This window comes from Peribacillus sp. NPDC096448, assembly GCF_044762675.1.
Taxonomy (GTDB): Bacteria; Bacillota; Bacilli; order Bacillales; family DSM-1321; genus Peribacillus; species Peribacillus frigoritolerans_B.
On sequence record NZ_JBIWEU010000012.1, the window covers coordinates 1 to 15614 of the forward strand.

The following is a 15614-nucleotide window of genomic DNA, read 5'->3' on the forward strand; positions in this document are numbered from 1 at the left end:
AGGTTTCAGAAGTAATTTGAGTGATTTTATGATTTTGGTTATAATTCATTGTGAGGCCTCCGATAGATGTTTTTGTCCTTTTTAGCTGGCCAGCTTAGGACACATTCATCTTATCAAGAGGTCTTTTTTCATTCAAACCTCATTTTCAGTTATTACAGGAATGCTGCCCCGATGCATAAGAAGAAGTAACTTTTATGTTTACCTTTTCAGTAAAAATCTTGGAGGTGAACCAACTTCTTGTTCTGCTAAGCAAGTGAACCTTCAATACATGAAACAATAGAAGGTTGACTGAATCTCCCTGGACGAATCTTTTTATGGATTCGTCAACAATTTTTCTTCATTTGACCCAAGCTTGATCGTGTATTCAGTCGGTATCCATAAGCCTGTATTCTCATTTCTTCCTTGGAGAACATATTTCGGGTTGTTTTTGCCCATCCGTTCTGCGGCTGTTTTCGCAAGCTTGCCGATATCACCTGTTTTGAGGCGGTTGATAATTAAACCGAGTTTCAAATTCTTTATTGTCAGCATTTCATAATCTGTGCTGCTGTCTCCCGCTACGAATATCGGACCGTATCCGCCCCGCGTTTTGGAGATGGCTGTTTCGATCACTTCCACCTTACCTTCTCGAGCAGTGATCGGCCAATTGTCTTCATATTCTGCTTGAGTAATTCCTTCCTTCTTTTTTAATCTCATCCCAAAGACATTTTCCTTTGGAACGTTGTAGCCGTATTTTGGATTTGACGAAAATACCTCCACCACCTCTTCCATCGAAGCCGAAATAACAAAAACGTCAATCCCATTCTCCATAAAAGTATGCATTAAGTTTGCGATTTCCGAGGCCAGACGCAGTCCTGTTGTATAGGTAACTTGAACAGAACCGGCTTTTCCTAACATTGACCCAGGACTTATAAGCGTTACCGATGCCATTTCCGCCCCTAAATTATAATCATTTGAAGCCTCTGCAAGCTGCTGAACTTCTTCGGTCGACATGTTGGCAAATAAATAAAGCACCCATGGATATCCGATTTCAACACCGTATGTTTCCCCAATGGCTTCATAAAGAAAGTACATTTTCGCTTTAAAATCTTTAAATTGATCAGTTGAATGAAGCGTTTCTAACCTCTCTTTTCCATTCATCCCATTATAGTTGGAATAAAGAAATTCGTAATCGCGCTTCAGATCATCGGCGATTTCCTTAAGAGTGACCGCATTTCCTTGAAGGTTTTTAAACTCGTGTGAAAAGGGTCCATTCGGCACATTCTTTTTGATCACTTCATAAAACTCTTCCGGTTGCATGTTATATGCCAAGTGATCAATTTGATAAAGAAAGAGGGCCTCCTCCGTATCATTCATGATGCTCGTATGATCCCAATCAAAAACAACATAAGGTTTTCGATTTGGATCGTATCCTGTACTTCCAGCACCATGTTTATCAATTAGGTTTTGAACAGACTTATAGGTGTCAGGAGCCCATTTCCCTTTATCCAACACTTGAATACAATGGCCCTCCCTATTTTGCGGAGTCGAAACTGCTTTTCCGCTTGCAGCCTCTCCTAAGGAAGCATACAAAAACAAGCAAATAACGATCATGCCAAATAAAGCTTTTAATTTGGTTCTATTATTCATATTATCCCCCCTGAAAATGCAAAAGACGCCTGCCCAATAGCTCGTTATTAGCTATTGAAACAGGCGCCATTGCCGATTGATTCTTTTATGCGTAAATATTATCACGAATTTTCAAAATAATCAAATATTTATTTGTGGTTCAGTTCTTTTCTTAACAATTGTAACTTTATAAAAAAGGATTTCTGTGATCCTTATTCAATTAAGCGCCCGTTTTGCTTAAAAGTCACAAAAGAACAACATTAGTAAGGTACTAGAATTCCAAACATCGGACAACAAAAAAACCAATCAACTTGTTTATTTTTCATTAGTTACCTCCAAAATGTTTATTAACCTATTATCAATTAAATGGTAATACAAAAAAAGAGTTACAAAACAACTCTTATTATAACCATATATTTTATTGGGTTCCTTAATGAACTAAACATCCGTTAATTAGACAATAAATTAAATTTATCGATTTATATTCTTTGTCATACCAATGGTAAACTTCTCAAATCCAAAAGTTTCATAATATGATTTCAAACTTTCTACACACATAAGTTGAGGAATTACTCGATTTTGCTCACAATGTTCAATTATTCGATTCAACATTTCTTTGCCGATTCCTTCGGACTGGTAGCTCGGTAGTACACACACTCCACATACAATTCCAGTAATCACACCATCTGAAATAACACGTCCCATACCCACTAACTGTTGTTCATCAAAAGCATAAATTGCATACCAACTTTGATTGCACATTTGTTTCAAATCATTAACTGTTAATTTAAGTGAATTCCATCCTAAAGATTCATATAAGGTTAGTAATTGCTTAAAATTTTCAGGGGGTTCTATTGTATAAAGTATAGTCTTTCCATAGAAGTACCTCCTTGAATTTTTGTATCTTACAGTTTAATATAAACATATAATTTGTATTATTTCCACATATTCCCTTACACAAACCAGCCCCTTTAACTCATAAGAAAAAGAGCTGCTGAGGCAACTCCCTTATGGAAGTAAAGCACCCTATAGTTTAAGTAGAGCCTTCACAATCTCTTCTAAGCTTTAACATAATCCAATCCCTAAAATGTGTTGTTCTAGAATCTGGTGCAATACAAAAAGACGCCTTCTTACTAAGGAAAAGTGCCCGATTCTGGAATAAGCCTTTACCAAATGGACACTTTAACTCATTCTCGACTATTTTTTAAAATTCTCATCTACCAATGGTTTTCCTTCTTGATCAACCATAACGGTTAATCCACTTCCAGCAGCAGAAAGATTCAACATGTATAGAACACCGGTCTGGTTATCACGAATAATCTTAAATAATTCTAGCTTTCCTTGAGTATAAATAATTTCAAAACGATTGCTATCCATTATCCCACTCTCCCTTATCCCGATAATTGCTAAAGTGATTCATTAATTTAAGTACAATTCTTGATAGCCCAACATATATATACGCTACTCAATTTAAAGCTATTACTCAAGAATTTAGCCAGATTGTTGAAAAAAGGTAATGACAATTGGTAAACTAACCTTCCCCTTTAATTTAATAACAAAAAAAGCCGGCCATAGAAGCCAGCTCTTCAAGTCAATCCGCTAGTTGTAAGAAACGCCTAATCTTCCATAAAAATACGCGCATAGTATTCCGTTTCTTCATCTAATTTGTTTTCTTTTCTCAATTCCTCAATAGTTTCTTTTCGGTCATCTTCAATCACTTGAAAACTTCCTGATACATTTGGTGTTTTCTCTTTGTTTTTATCCATACCTACACTCCTAAATTTATATTACGGCATTCATTTCCCTTTTCATTTTGTGCTTAATTTATCACTTTATTCGAATGACTCATAATGGTTTCTTCTTAAGCTAACCTGCCCCCTTGTTCAACTTTTAGAATTGTATCCATTTCGATTTAGCTTATCAAGGGAAAGTACGCCCTTGACAAGCTAAATCCGAAAGGATATTTGGTTTATAAGTTGAACAAGGAATAACTCTATTCATAGCTGAATGAAACACCATTTAAAAACATTGGGGTGTTGTGGGTTGACAGTTTCGTTCATATCAGTTGCATAAGATAATTAATTTTCCATCATTAATAATAGACCTATCTAGTTAGGTGTTCTTTAAATATCTGTTTAAAGTAAGGTTTAAAATCTATTTCTATCATTTGCTGAGTTTCTTCATTTATAACCGTTAACAGTACACTTGATTGGTCTTTTTTATTTTGTTGTAATAAAATGGGTAGTCTTTTGAACTGGTATCCAAAAGAGTGGGTTCACTTCATTTTCCGTTCCCAAGGATTATTTATAAATTAAACGTTTTATCTCAAACAACTTATATAATTATTTATTTATTTGAGTCGGACTTACATTTTGGATTTGTACAAGTATATCAAAGGTTTGATCCAACTTAATATCAACTGTAGATGGAATACCAGGTCCAACAGTTGTAATACCAGCAAATATTGGATGTTGTTCATTTAACCAAGCTTTTACCGAGCCGTTTGCCTTACGCAGGTCAATAAGGTATTGGTCTTTTTTGACTTTTCCTAAAGTGTAGTTATAACTGTTTGAATCTTTTGTGTCCAATTCCCCATAAGGCCCATACTCATCGTTAGTATTATAAACGTTATATTTCCCTTTATAGACAGACGTTCCGATTGTTACATACCTCTTTCCATAATGTTCAACTAGATGCTGACCTGACATTTTTGGATACACAAATGGTAACATATTCGTTTTAGAAATATGTCCATTATGTGCCCAAACAATTGTTTTCCCTAAATGTTCTTCTGTCCATTTTGCATTTTCATACATTGCTATATCGTGTTTCAAATAAAATTCAGAGGGGTTCTCTAGCATTTCAGTTGTCATTGTTGTAAACTGCTCGATAATTCGAGCATGTTGTTGAATCCAAGCAAATTCTTTTGAATTTCCATTTAATTTACTTTTATTCTGCTCTAATAACGTACTTATTTGCTTACCATCTGAAATATATTTTTCTTTTTCTTCTTTTTGTAGACTACTGAACGTGTTAAGATCCTTTGTAACAAGCATAAGTCCATTTAACTTTTCTTCTAGACTAGGAACTAGGTCAGGACTATATTTCTTTACATATCTTTTTATTTTTTCATAAACACCTTTATTTACTGTTTGTATATCCATTCCAATGATACGTATTTTCTTTTTGTGATTTGGATCTGCATTATAATTTTTTATCCATTTCAACATGTTTACGATTTCTTTCGTATTTAAGACAGGATTTAGATATTTACTTGGATCCCCCTTACCCGTAAGAACATATTTATCAAGCATTAATGCATTATCCCAATTATCTTCTAAAACTATATTTGAAAATCCTTTTTCTGAAACTAAGTAATTAACAATTCGATGCTTCATTGTAAAAATTTCATGGGCTCCATGAGTTGCTTCACCTAGACCTACAATCGATGCTGAACCGACCATTTCATTAAGAGGTTTCAGATCTTGAATGGAATCAGTAGGGATCGTCGTTTTAATAGCCTTTGAATGCTTTTCAAGCCATTTAACATTCCTCAGGTCATTTTTAATACCTTCGTGTGCACTTATATTATTTATTGAAACCTCTGTTTTTGTACTAGCATAAGTAGTGCCTAGAAAATTTGTCAATGCAAAGGCAGCAGTTGCGATTGCAAAAATAATTTTTTTATTCATCTCTTCCTCCTTAAAATATCTTGATAAAAATGTTTGAATCATTCATATCCTCAATAGTTTATAAACAAAGATTAGCTCTTCAATCTTTCATTTTCCTATCTTTATTCTTACTTATTTCTTAAAAAATGAAACAATTCACAAATATTAAAATACCTATTTGTGAAACTTTACAATTAAACTACTAATCTGCCATTTAGCGAAATAAAGGACGATCATTTTTGAACATCCTCTATTGTTGTTCAACTAACGCGCTCCTTAGTTGAATTAGAAAAGAAACCTTCTTTTTCCAGAGAAAGCAATGAACATTACAATAATTGTACATTTTCACCTGGAGATGCCAATTTCTCGTTTTAGGGTATTTACTTTTCTTAGATTGATTGTGATGTAGTGCTACCCCACTTAATCCTAAAGAAACAACAAATATTTTTCTCATTCAATAATTCCGATTTCTAGAGCCTTAAGGACGGCTTCTTCCTTGTTACGCACTCCTAACTTTATGTAAGCCGCGGAAGCATAGTTTCTGACCGTACCATTCGACAAATATAACCTTGAAGCTATGGTAGTGTATCGGAGTCCCTTTGCTACTAGCTGCAATATTTCTATCTCTCTGGCTGTTAGCTCATAAGCAGTTGCTTTTGATTGTGGTGTCTCGTTTTGCTCATCAAACTTCTCAAATATTTTGTGAGACATTCCCTGATCAATCAGTGTCCCACCTCTGTGAATAAGTCGGATCGTATTAGCTAGTTCCAACGTTTCAACAGATTTAAGTAAAAAACCATCCGCACCGTTACGAAGCGAGTCCAACGCCTGTTCCGTATCCTGAAACGTTGTAAAAATCAATACGCGGATATGTGGCCATTGTTGCTTAATCTTTTTGGTTGCTTCGACTCCATCCATGTGCTGCATATCTAAATCCATAAGTACAACGTGGGGTTGAAGGCGCCCGCACAAGTCGATAGCTTGAACGCCATCTTCAGCCAAACCGACTACATTTAAATCTTCATATTTGTCGAGTAGTGTACTTAAACTTTCCCGAACAAATGGCTGGTCGTCGACAATTAACAAACGGATAAGTCCATCTTTTATTTCAGTTTGTCTAGGTATGGTACATGTAACAAGCATTCCTTCATCTGGCTTTGTATATACAGACAATTGACCTTGCAAATTCATTGCCCGCTCTTTCATCGCATTAATACCGAAGCCTTCCTGCCATTCTACATTTCCCTTTCCATTATCTTGCACTTCCAACCTCGTATATTGTTGTTCAAAATGCAATGAAACTATAATTTCATTCCCCTGACCATGACGTACTGCATTCGTAAGGGACTCTTGTAAGCAACGAATGAACGCTATCCTCGCTTGCCGAGACAGTTGGTATTCCTCTCCGAATGCTCGAAAGCTTACATTCACCCGAGCGTACTCCTGAAATTCAGCTCCAAGATTTTGTAGAGATTCAATCAAGGAAAGCGATTGACACGGAGACTCCATTTGATGTAGGTAACCTCTCACGTCCTCGATGCTTTTACGTCCCATTTCAAGCAGAGAATCTAGCCTCTGTATACCCATTTCGGTAACAAGCTCGGTACGCAGTGTTTCCATCCCCAAAATAATGGAAGTATAAGCATGGCCAACTGTATCATGAAGCTCACTAGACAGCCTGCTTCGTTCCTCTGCAAGTGTAATACGTTCGATCTGAGACATATACTGCTCAAGTACCACGTTTTGTTTACAAATCGCTTCATTTTGCTTATGATTGACGATTAATAAATGAAAAGCGAACCCCATTACATAAACGAGTCCATAGTAGGTGACCATAATCCAATAGCTATTACTTGGTGCAACCGCATAGAAAATTCCAGTTATTATAAAAACTGTTGTTGGAGCTGTCCAATAATAGGACAAATGCTTACTATTTGCTGCGATAAAAAACACCGATATAAGAAATGAGGTGTAAGCTTCTGGAAATAAAGAGGTTAAATATATACATAGTCCGCCATATAGCAGTATTTCTGTGAATAAGTAGTATTTGTAATTGAACAGTAAGGCTACCCATGGAATAGAGAAGGCAACAACCTCCCAAAGAATAATAATCCAAAGTGGTAATGTTAAACCATCCTGAAAATTTAATGTAGCTAAAATGATTGACCCACTACCAAGTAGACGGATTCCAAACATAATCCAATCATACCAAAACCAATACTTAACCATATCTAACAAGTAATTTACCCCCTAAGTGCCTTCCTTCTTATTTCCTATATTATAGATTATTCTTTCTTATATTTTTAAGCTTTTAAGATTAGCCTGAAAATTTCTATCGATTTAGCTGCCGAATCATACTGTTTGTATAACCTCCAATTTTTTTTGCCAAACCATCTACTATTTTAATACTAATGAAGATAGACACTATACCCATAGACATTACAATGAGTGACTTGGCAAAAGTATCTACCTGCATGAAAAGGATATTCATGTCGATGTATCGATACAGTATTGGTGCCAACAGAAACATAAATGGCATTACATAAAAAATGATTGCACTAATGAGACTGAAAATTCCAATAACAAATTTCTGCATTAACCAAAAGACAGCAGACCAGGTGTGACGATTCGTAAGCCCTAATTTCACTTGAGCCCAGTCCGATGTATCCGTTGTGATACTTCTATTGTAAGAGTCTGTCGAAATATCAGCATAAATTTTCGTTTGTATGCGCTCGAATTGTATAAAACTTGTGGTAGTCTGTAGTACGCGTATAACTAGTGGAATCCCAACTACTGTAAATGAAAGGGTAAAACTGAGTAGCAGAGCTACAAGGTAAAAACAAAAATAAAACAATCCTGTAACGAAAGTTAGCAATAAAAAATAACCATTTTGGATGAATCTTGATTTCATAAGGTTCATCACTCCTCTCTGTTTAATAACCCCACCATAATGCTTACTTCGTCAAACTTACCAGTGTCAAAATGTCATATGACACTTTTATATAATGCAAAAAGGGGGAACAGCCTACTCCTGGTTAAAAACAAGATGGTTTTATTAATCCTCTACAAAACAATCCCGAGAAGATAAACCTGGAAAAAGGAGTACTCACATGGAAAATTACACACTTGAACATAAAATCACATTGACCGCTTATGGTTTTTCAATCAAGTCGAATTTTTTCTTATTGGGGCGCCGCCACATGCCCATCAAGCTAAGAAGAATGAATACCCAAAATGAAAATTTTAAGTTTCTTTTTCTAGAAACATCTTAGTTTTTCATCTTGAGGGACTTGAAAAATATTAACTTGATGGGCATGTGGTAGAACCCCTATTTATAAAGAACAACAAAAATTGAGTGAGATACGGCTGGATTAATAGCTATGTCATAGAAACCATGACAATTTGACACTACCGAATGTGACAGAAAAACACTTAGAATCAAAGAGCATTTTTTAACGCATTAACAATAAATGAGGAGGGGAGATTTTCATTGTGTATGATAAAAATATAAAGAGGCGTGAAAGGGGAAACAGGTATGACCAAGAAAAACAAACCAGTAACAAGAGTATTTTAAGGAAAAGAAGTAATTTCTAGGATTAACATACATGTGGAAAAAGAGGAATTTACCGTTTGTTAGGACACAATAGCGTTTGTGAAAATAATAATGAGTAAGATAATTGCAAATCCACTCTTGCCCTTTTGTCTTTGGTTAAGATGAAAGCTGTGTGACTAGTATAAAACAGCAAATAACTACCGATAAAATATGAATAGAGGAGAAGAATATCTTTATGAAAAAGCATTGTCAGATTACATCTACATGTTTAGTCCTTTTAATGACTGGAAGTTCTCTGTTATATACAACACCAACCTCAATTGTAAAAGCAGAGCCCACTCAAAATGTATCTAGTTCGTTACAAACAAGTACCCAACGAGATCGTACTTCTGTTAAGCAAGCAATGCGGGATACACTACAACTTGGATATCCTGGGGTACTTGCTAAAATTCATAAGGGTGGAAAAACGTGGAGTTATGCTGCTGGGATAGCGGATCTGAGAACCAAGAAACCGATGAAAACAGATTTTCGCTTTCGCATTGGCAGTGTGACGAAGACATTCATTGCAACAGTTCTACTTCAATTATCTGGAGAGAACCGCTTGAATCTAGACGACTCCATTGAAAAATGGTTGCCTGGTGTCATTCAAGGAAACGGATATGATGGTAACCAGATTACTATCCGGCAGATATTGAATCATACAAGTGGTATCGCTGACTATGTAAATTCAAAAGACTTTGATATTATGGATACAAAAAAATCGTATACGGCTGAAGAATTCGTAAAGATGGGGATTTCTCTTCCCCCAGACTTTGCCCCAGGAAAGGGGTGGTCTTATTCAAACACAGGATACGTAGTACTGGGGATCCTTATTGAAAAAGTAACTGGAAACAGCTATGCGGAAGAGGTTGAAAATCGGATTATTGAACCGCTTGATTTGTCAAATACATTCCTACCTGGCAATTCAAGCGTGATTCCAGGCACCAAGCATGCCCGTGGCTATTTCCAACTAGACGGAGCAAGTGAGCTAAAAGACGTTACTTATATTAACCCAGGTAGCTCGGATGGAGATATGATTTCTACTGCTGACGATTTAAACAAATTCTTCTCTTACTTACTCAGTGGTAAATTATTGAAGGAACAGCAACTAAAACAAATGCTTACTACAGTTCCTACAGGAAGAGAAGGAACCGGATATGGTCTTGGAATCTATGAAACTAAGCTTCCAAACAGTGTCTCGATATGGGGACACAAAGGTGGCGTTCTAGGGTTTACCACTTTTGCTGGTGGCACACTTGGAGGCAAGCATACATTGGCCGTCAATTTGAACAGCCTTAAAACTGACAGTCCTGATCCATTTAAAAATATTTTACTTGCTGAATTTAGCAAGTAGGCAAAAAGGAAAACCGGATAAATTTTGTCATAGTTTTTATAGTTAAAAATATACCTTTCTGGTTCAAAAAACAACTTACTCTAAAAAATTTTTTGGAAAAGCAAGTTCTTAATTTGATGTGTGGTGGTACCACTTTTCGAAAAATGCAAACATTCTGTCTAATGAAGGATGTAACAACAAAGGAGAAAAAAACATGAAAAAAAAGAAACAAAGTTTAGCAGTTTTATTGTCAGCTGGTGTTATTGCTACATCAATTAGTTTACCGATATGTAGCTATGCAGATACATCAAATAATGTACTGTCTACAGAGAAATATAATGAAACCATCAAGTTTTCAGAGTTTTTTTCTGGACAGCTGACTACATCATTTTCAACAAAAACTGAAGATGTAGTATTTCGATATGATGATGAAAATAAGGACAAATATAAACTAGGTACAAAGAGTGTTCAAGAATCATTCACTGTAAAGAAACAAGAAGTTAATCAACGGTTTTTATCCCCACAACAAGGTAACCATGATTATTTTATTGAAGTAGGGAGGCGAACTCCTAGAGCATAATATTTTTACATTCAGCAAGAGGCGAGTCATAGTCGATAGTAAACTTTTGTCATATTTATAAAGAACAGCAAAAATTGAGTGGGATACGGCTGGATTAATAGCTATGTCATAAAAACCATGACATTTTGACACTACCGTATGTGACAGAAAAACACTTAGAATCAAGGAGCAGTTTTTAACGCATTAACAATAAATGAGGAGGGGAGATTTTCATTGTGTATGATAAAAATATAAAGAGGCATGAAAGGGGAAACAGGTATGACCTATTTATGAAAAACAAACCAGTAACAAGAGTGTTTTAAGGAAAAGAAGTAATTTCTAGGATTAACATACATGTGGAAAAAGAGGAATTTACCGTTTGTTAGGACACAATAGCGTTTGTGAAAATAATACTGAGTAAGATAATTGCAAATCCACTTTTGTCCATTTGTCTTTGGTTAAGATGAAAGCTGTGTGACTAGTATAAAACAGCAAATAACTACCGATAAAATATGAATAGAGGAGAGGAATATCTTTATGAAAAAGCATTGTCAGATTACATCTGTAAAAGCAGAGCCCACTCAAAATGTATCTAGTTCGTTACAAACAAGTACCCAACGAGATCGTACTTCTGTTAAGCAAGCAATGCGGGATACACTACAACTTGGATACCCTGGAATACTTGCTAAAATTCATAAGGGTGGAAAAACGTGGAGTTATGCCGCTGGCATAGCGGATCTGAGAACCAAGAAGCCGATGAAAACAGATTTTCGCTTTCGCATTGGCAGTACGACGAAGACATTCATTGCAACAGTGCTACTTCAATTAGCTGGAGAGAACCGCTTGAATCTAGACGACTCCATTGAAAAATGGTTGCCTGGTGTCATTCAAGGAAACGGATATGATAGTAACCAGATTACTATCCGGCAGATATTGAATCACACAAGTGGTATCGCTGACTACATAAAGTCAAAAGACTTTGATATTAAAGATACAAAAAAATCGTATACAGCTGAAGAATTCGTAAAGATGGGGGTTTCTCTTCCCCCAGACTTTGCTCCAGGAAAGGGCTGGTCTTATTCAAACACAGGATACGTAGTACTGGGGATCCTTATTGAAAAAGTGACTGGAAACAGCTATGCGGAAGAGGTTGAAAATCGGATTATTGAACCGCTTGAATTGTCGAATACATTCCTGCCTGGCAATTCAACGGTTATTCCAGGTACCATGCATGCCCGTGGATATGAAAGATATGACGGAGAAAGTGAGCTAAAAGACGTTACTTATTCTAACCCAGGTAGCTCGGATGGAGATTTGATTTCTACTGCTGACGACTTAAACAAATTCTTCTCTTACTTACTCAGTGGCAAATTACTGAAGGAACAGCAACTAAAACAAATGCTTACTACGGTTCCTACTGGAATGGAAGGGATCGATGGATATGGTCTTGGAATCTATGAAACTAAGCTTCCAAACCACGTCTCGATATGGGGACACGCAGGCGGTGTTCCAGGGTTTTCTACTTTTGCTGGTGGCACACTTGGAGGCAAGCATACATTGGCCATCAATTTGAATGGCCATAAAGCTAATGGTGGTTCTGATCCTTTTAAAAATATTTTACTTGCTGAATTTAGCAAGTAGGCAAAAAGGAAAACCGGATAAATTTTGTCATAGTTTTTATAGTTAAAAATATGCCTTTCTGGTTCAAAAAACAACTTACTCTAAAATATTTTTTTGAATAAAGCAAGTTCTTAAGTTGATAGGCATGAGGTCCCGCCACGTCGCCATAAAACTAGGGTCTTGAAGTATCCCCTAAACGAAATTTTGTTTCTCTACAGGTAGTCACTTTGAGATGTCAGTTCATTTTTTTCCTTTTTCTTTCTTTAATTGATGAGTGTGGGGGAGCACCCATCGCTATCAACTTAAGAGAATTTTAATACTCGTAATTAAGTACCAAAAAACATTATCCTTTCTAATCTAGTTTAACCGAGGAATCATATTTGTTTTCGAAACGTGTCCATTATGTCCCCAAAATTTGGAGTACCTAAAATTAGCAGAGCGAACATGTTAATTTCATTATTTGTCGAAAAAGGCTTAGATAAGGAATTGGCTGAAATGATATTGCAGGCACGAGATTTAGGTATATCATTTGATGAAATTAGAGAATTTTTAAATCAATCCCAATCATTGAGACCTGAATAAGGTCTTTTTTTTTATTCTTTTAACTTATTGCACAGTTTGTGTCAACTCTACAATAGGTCTTATGCAACTGATATGAACGAAACTGTCAACCCACCACACCCAGTGCTTAATTTTCCGGCCATATGCTTATAGCATGTTCTTGCTTCATGTCCGTATTCAATTGCCACATCGATGATTCGAATATCACCTTTTTGTATCTCAAATGCTGCAAGTGTTAATCGCCTTCGTCTAATATATTCTGAAAGCGATACACCAGAAATTGAAGAAAACATCTTGAAAAATGAAACTCAGAGCAATTAGCTACTTTTGCAATTTCTTTGCAGTCTATTTCCTCATCCAGACTGTTTTCAATGTAGTGCCAATCCATGGTTTACTCCCTGTCAATTCGTACTTTAATACAGATTAGATATTATTTGCCCGACATTACTATCAATCATGCAATCGCTTATTCCAGAAAATGGCCCTTTTCTGGAACAATTTTATTAACATTAAACATCTTATTTCTTGATTTTTGGTTTTGTTTTCCATAGTGGCCCCTGAAATCCAGAATCGTTTCCTTACCCTAAGATTGGGGGTGGGGTGGTAGTTGCATAAGAAACTCCTATGGCGGCGCTCCTCGCCGCCACCATCTACTACGAAAATCTAAACTCAAAATAGAGTCTAACCCATTAACCCCTTGACGATAATGGATGATAACAATACAACCAGGCTGAACTTTTTTTGGTGGATCTTAAGGAAGATACCCTGTATAAGAAACTGGTTGTGACAGTATGGAAGAACCATTTAGTGTACTGCTAGTACGTATACAAAAATTTTTGCTACAAAACTCCTGTCATATGTATTGTTAATCTTTTTTGAGGTGATTCTCCTATGGAAGCAATGATTGAACGGTGTGCTGGCCTAGATGTACACCAAGAAACAGTAGTAGCCTGCGTTTTATTCGGTCCATTAGATAAAAAGCCAAAAACCTCTATTGAAACTTTTTCAACTACAACAACGGGACTGTTGGCTTTAAGTGATTGGCTCGCTACCCTTCAGGTATCCGATGTTGTGATGGAAAGTACCGGAGTCTACTGGAAACCAATATGGAATATACTCGAAGGATCTTTTCACCTTGTTCTTGCCAATGCCAGGCATGTCAAAAATGTTCCAGGGCGTAAAACTGATGTGAAAGATGCTGAATGGCTTGCCAAGCTTCTAAGATGCGGACTTATTGAAAACAATTTTGTACCACCAGAGGATATTCGTGATTTACGTGATCTTACTCGTTATCGAAAAAAATTGATTCATCATCGCACATCTGAGCAGAATCGCATTCACAAAATTCTTCAAGATGCTAATATCAAGCTAACATCCGTTCTATCAGACATTTTTGGAGTATCGGGACGCCGTATCCTTGAAGCGATTCTAAACGGTGAAAAAATAGAGACCGATGGTCTTCGAAAAATGGTAGATTGGCGAACAAAAGCAAGTATTACTGACATTGCCAATGCAATTAATGGTCGTATTCGCCGTCATCATCGTGATATGTTGCGTTACCATTGGGAGCATATGGGTTATTTAGAAAAAGCCATAGAAGAATTGGAAAAACAAATTGATCAACTCCTGTCCCCATATCATAAGGAAATAGAATTATTGGATGGTATACCTGGTGTGAACAAAGCTGCCGCAGCTACTTTTATTGCAGAGATGGGCGTGGATATGTCCGTATTTAAGTCGGCTAAACATCTTGCCTCTTGGGCTGGTGTGAGTCCCGGAAATTACGAAAGTGCTGGTAAAAAAAAACGAGTAAAACCACTCAAGGTAACAAAGCTTTGAAAACGATGGCCGTAGAGTGTGTATTAGCGACATCAAGGCAAAATAATCGAATTGCTTCACATCGAAAAAGGATTACCAAACGGCAGGGAAAAATGAAAGGACGAATTGCTTCTGCTCATTTACTATTGACGATTGCTTACAACATCTTAAAAACACGAGAACCCTATCATGAACTAGGCTCAAATTACCTTGAAGAAAAACAAAATAATAAAGAATTAAAAATGATTGAATACCTAAAAAAGAAAGGCTATTCAATTGCTCCATCTAAACAACAAACTGCATAACCAGTTAAAATGAAATAGTACATTTACGCCCTTCGAAAAAAATAAGAATATGGAGGGTTTTTTTAGCATGGCTTTTTTACTAATATGTTTTCATACAAAAAAGCTGCCTTAAAGACAGCTCCGGTTTCCCATTAGTGGGAAATCCGTTAGTTCCTTAATGCTTTTCTGACTTTCCTTGCAAAAACTAATGGATCATCAACAGCTTCGATATTAACGTAAACCAAATTCGGATTATCGAAAAGCCATTCATTGTGTATGGATGAAACTATTATTCCTTGTTTAAGAATGGAAGCAACGAAATTCTCGACTTCTTTTTGCAAGAGTGCTACCCTGCCTAGGCACAATGCTCGTCCAGTCTGATTATCTCTGGATTCAAATGAGAAAGAAGAGGTTACTCTAAAACGTTTTCCTAAAATTTTCACTTTTATTTCATTTCTATTTATGGTTGCCACACATTTGCCACCCGCAAATCCTTCTTGGCCGCCGATAATCCTAGCAAATTTTTGACAAATTAATTCATCATTAGATGCCAATCTATTCATCTCCTCCC

At 36.2% G+C, this 15614-nt stretch carries 13 protein-coding genes and 2 pseudogenes; 6 read left to right on the top strand and 9 right to left on the bottom strand.

From position 1 onward, the window contains the following. Nucleotides 1-312: 312 nt before the first annotated feature. The 7 genes from ACIQ0C_RS19390 to ACIQ0C_RS19420 form a co-directional block, all read right to left on the bottom strand. Nucleotides 313-1626, bottom strand: coding sequence for an HAD family hydrolase (locus tag ACIQ0C_RS19390; protein WP_403062913.1), 1314 nt, complete (start codon nucleotides 1624-1626; stop codon nucleotides 313-315). Between the two features lie 450 nt (nucleotides 1627-2076). Next, nucleotides 2077-2472 carry a GNAT family N-acetyltransferase gene (locus ACIQ0C_RS19395; RefSeq protein ID WP_403063266.1) on the bottom strand — a complete coding sequence of 132 codons (396 nt, stop codon included), beginning with the start codon at nucleotides 2470-2472 and terminating at the stop codon, nucleotides 2077-2079. 330 nt (nucleotides 2473-2802) lie between these two features. Then, nucleotides 2803-2982, bottom strand: coding sequence for a DUF6440 family protein (locus tag ACIQ0C_RS19400; RefSeq protein WP_403062916.1), 180 nt, complete (start codon nucleotides 2980-2982; stop codon nucleotides 2803-2805). Nucleotides 2983-3221: 239 nt separating this feature from the next. Further along, a complete protein-coding gene (locus ACIQ0C_RS19405) occupies nucleotides 3222-3371 on the bottom strand; it encodes a hypothetical protein (protein ID WP_264741251.1) in 150 nt (49 codons plus the stop codon). A 576-nt stretch (nucleotides 3372-3947) separates the two neighbouring features. Next, entirely contained in the window at nucleotides 3948-5297 is a 1350-nt protein-coding gene (locus tag ACIQ0C_RS19410) for an erythromycin esterase family protein (RefSeq protein ID WP_403062920.1), read from the bottom strand. 429 nt (nucleotides 5298-5726) lie between these two features. Further along, complete coding sequence (locus tag ACIQ0C_RS19415) at nucleotides 5727-7514, bottom strand: response regulator (protein WP_403062923.1); 1788 nt, start codon at nucleotides 7512-7514, stop codon at nucleotides 5727-5729. A 94-nt stretch (nucleotides 7515-7608) separates the two neighbouring features. Further along, nucleotides 7609-8187, bottom strand: a complete 579-nt coding sequence (locus ACIQ0C_RS19420; RefSeq protein ID WP_403062926.1) for a sensor domain-containing protein — start codon at nucleotides 8185-8187, stop codon at nucleotides 7609-7611. A gap of 852 nt (nucleotides 8188-9039) precedes the next feature. On the opposite strand from ACIQ0C_RS19420, the pseudogene ACIQ0C_RS19425 reads away from it, so the two are divergent. The 4 genes and pseudogenes from ACIQ0C_RS19425 to ACIQ0C_RS19440 all read left to right on the top strand — a co-directional run bounded on the left by ACIQ0C_RS19425 (nucleotide 9040) and on the right by ACIQ0C_RS19440 (nucleotide 12962). Then, a pseudogene (locus ACIQ0C_RS19425) lies at nucleotides 9040-10222 on the top strand (serine hydrolase domain-containing protein). A 193-nt stretch (nucleotides 10223-10415) separates the two neighbouring features. Beyond that, complete coding sequence (locus tag ACIQ0C_RS19430) at nucleotides 10416-10781, top strand: hypothetical protein (RefSeq protein WP_403062928.1); 366 nt, start codon at nucleotides 10416-10418, stop codon at nucleotides 10779-10781. 516 nt (nucleotides 10782-11297) lie between these two features. After that, nucleotides 11298-12401: a serine hydrolase domain-containing protein gene (locus ACIQ0C_RS19435; protein WP_403062931.1), complete on the top strand. Its 1104-nt coding sequence runs from the start codon at nucleotides 11298-11300 to the stop codon at nucleotides 12399-12401. Between the two features lie 423 nt (nucleotides 12402-12824). Next, the gene (locus ACIQ0C_RS19440; RefSeq protein WP_402840313.1) at nucleotides 12825-12962 is read left to right on the top strand and encodes a hypothetical protein; all 138 of its coding nucleotides are present in this window, start codon (nucleotides 12825-12827) and stop codon (nucleotides 12960-12962) included. A 140-nt stretch (nucleotides 12963-13102) separates the two neighbouring features. On the opposite strand, the pseudogene ACIQ0C_RS19445 reads toward ACIQ0C_RS19440, so the two are convergent. Further along, nucleotides 13103-13329 (bottom strand): annotated as a pseudogene (locus tag ACIQ0C_RS19445) (helix-turn-helix transcriptional regulator); the annotation flags it as partial. Nucleotides 13330-13832: 503 nt separating this feature from the next. On the opposite strand from ACIQ0C_RS19445, the gene ACIQ0C_RS19450 reads away from it, so the two are divergent. After that, a complete protein-coding gene (locus tag ACIQ0C_RS19450) occupies nucleotides 13833-14780 on the top strand; it encodes an IS110 family RNA-guided transposase (protein ID WP_403062934.1) in 948 nt (315 codons plus the stop codon). 92 nt (nucleotides 14781-14872) lie between these two features. After that, nucleotides 14873-15064: a hypothetical protein gene (locus ACIQ0C_RS19455; RefSeq protein ID WP_403062937.1), complete on the top strand. Its 192-nt coding sequence runs from the start codon at nucleotides 14873-14875 to the stop codon at nucleotides 15062-15064. A gap of 146 nt (nucleotides 15065-15210) precedes the next feature. On the opposite strand, the gene ACIQ0C_RS19460 is transcribed toward ACIQ0C_RS19455, so the two are convergent. Beyond that, nucleotides 15211-15597, bottom strand: coding sequence for a DUF1259 domain-containing protein (locus ACIQ0C_RS19460; RefSeq protein WP_402840319.1), 387 nt, complete (start codon nucleotides 15595-15597; stop codon nucleotides 15211-15213). Between the last annotated feature and the right edge of the window lie 17 nt (nucleotides 15598-15614).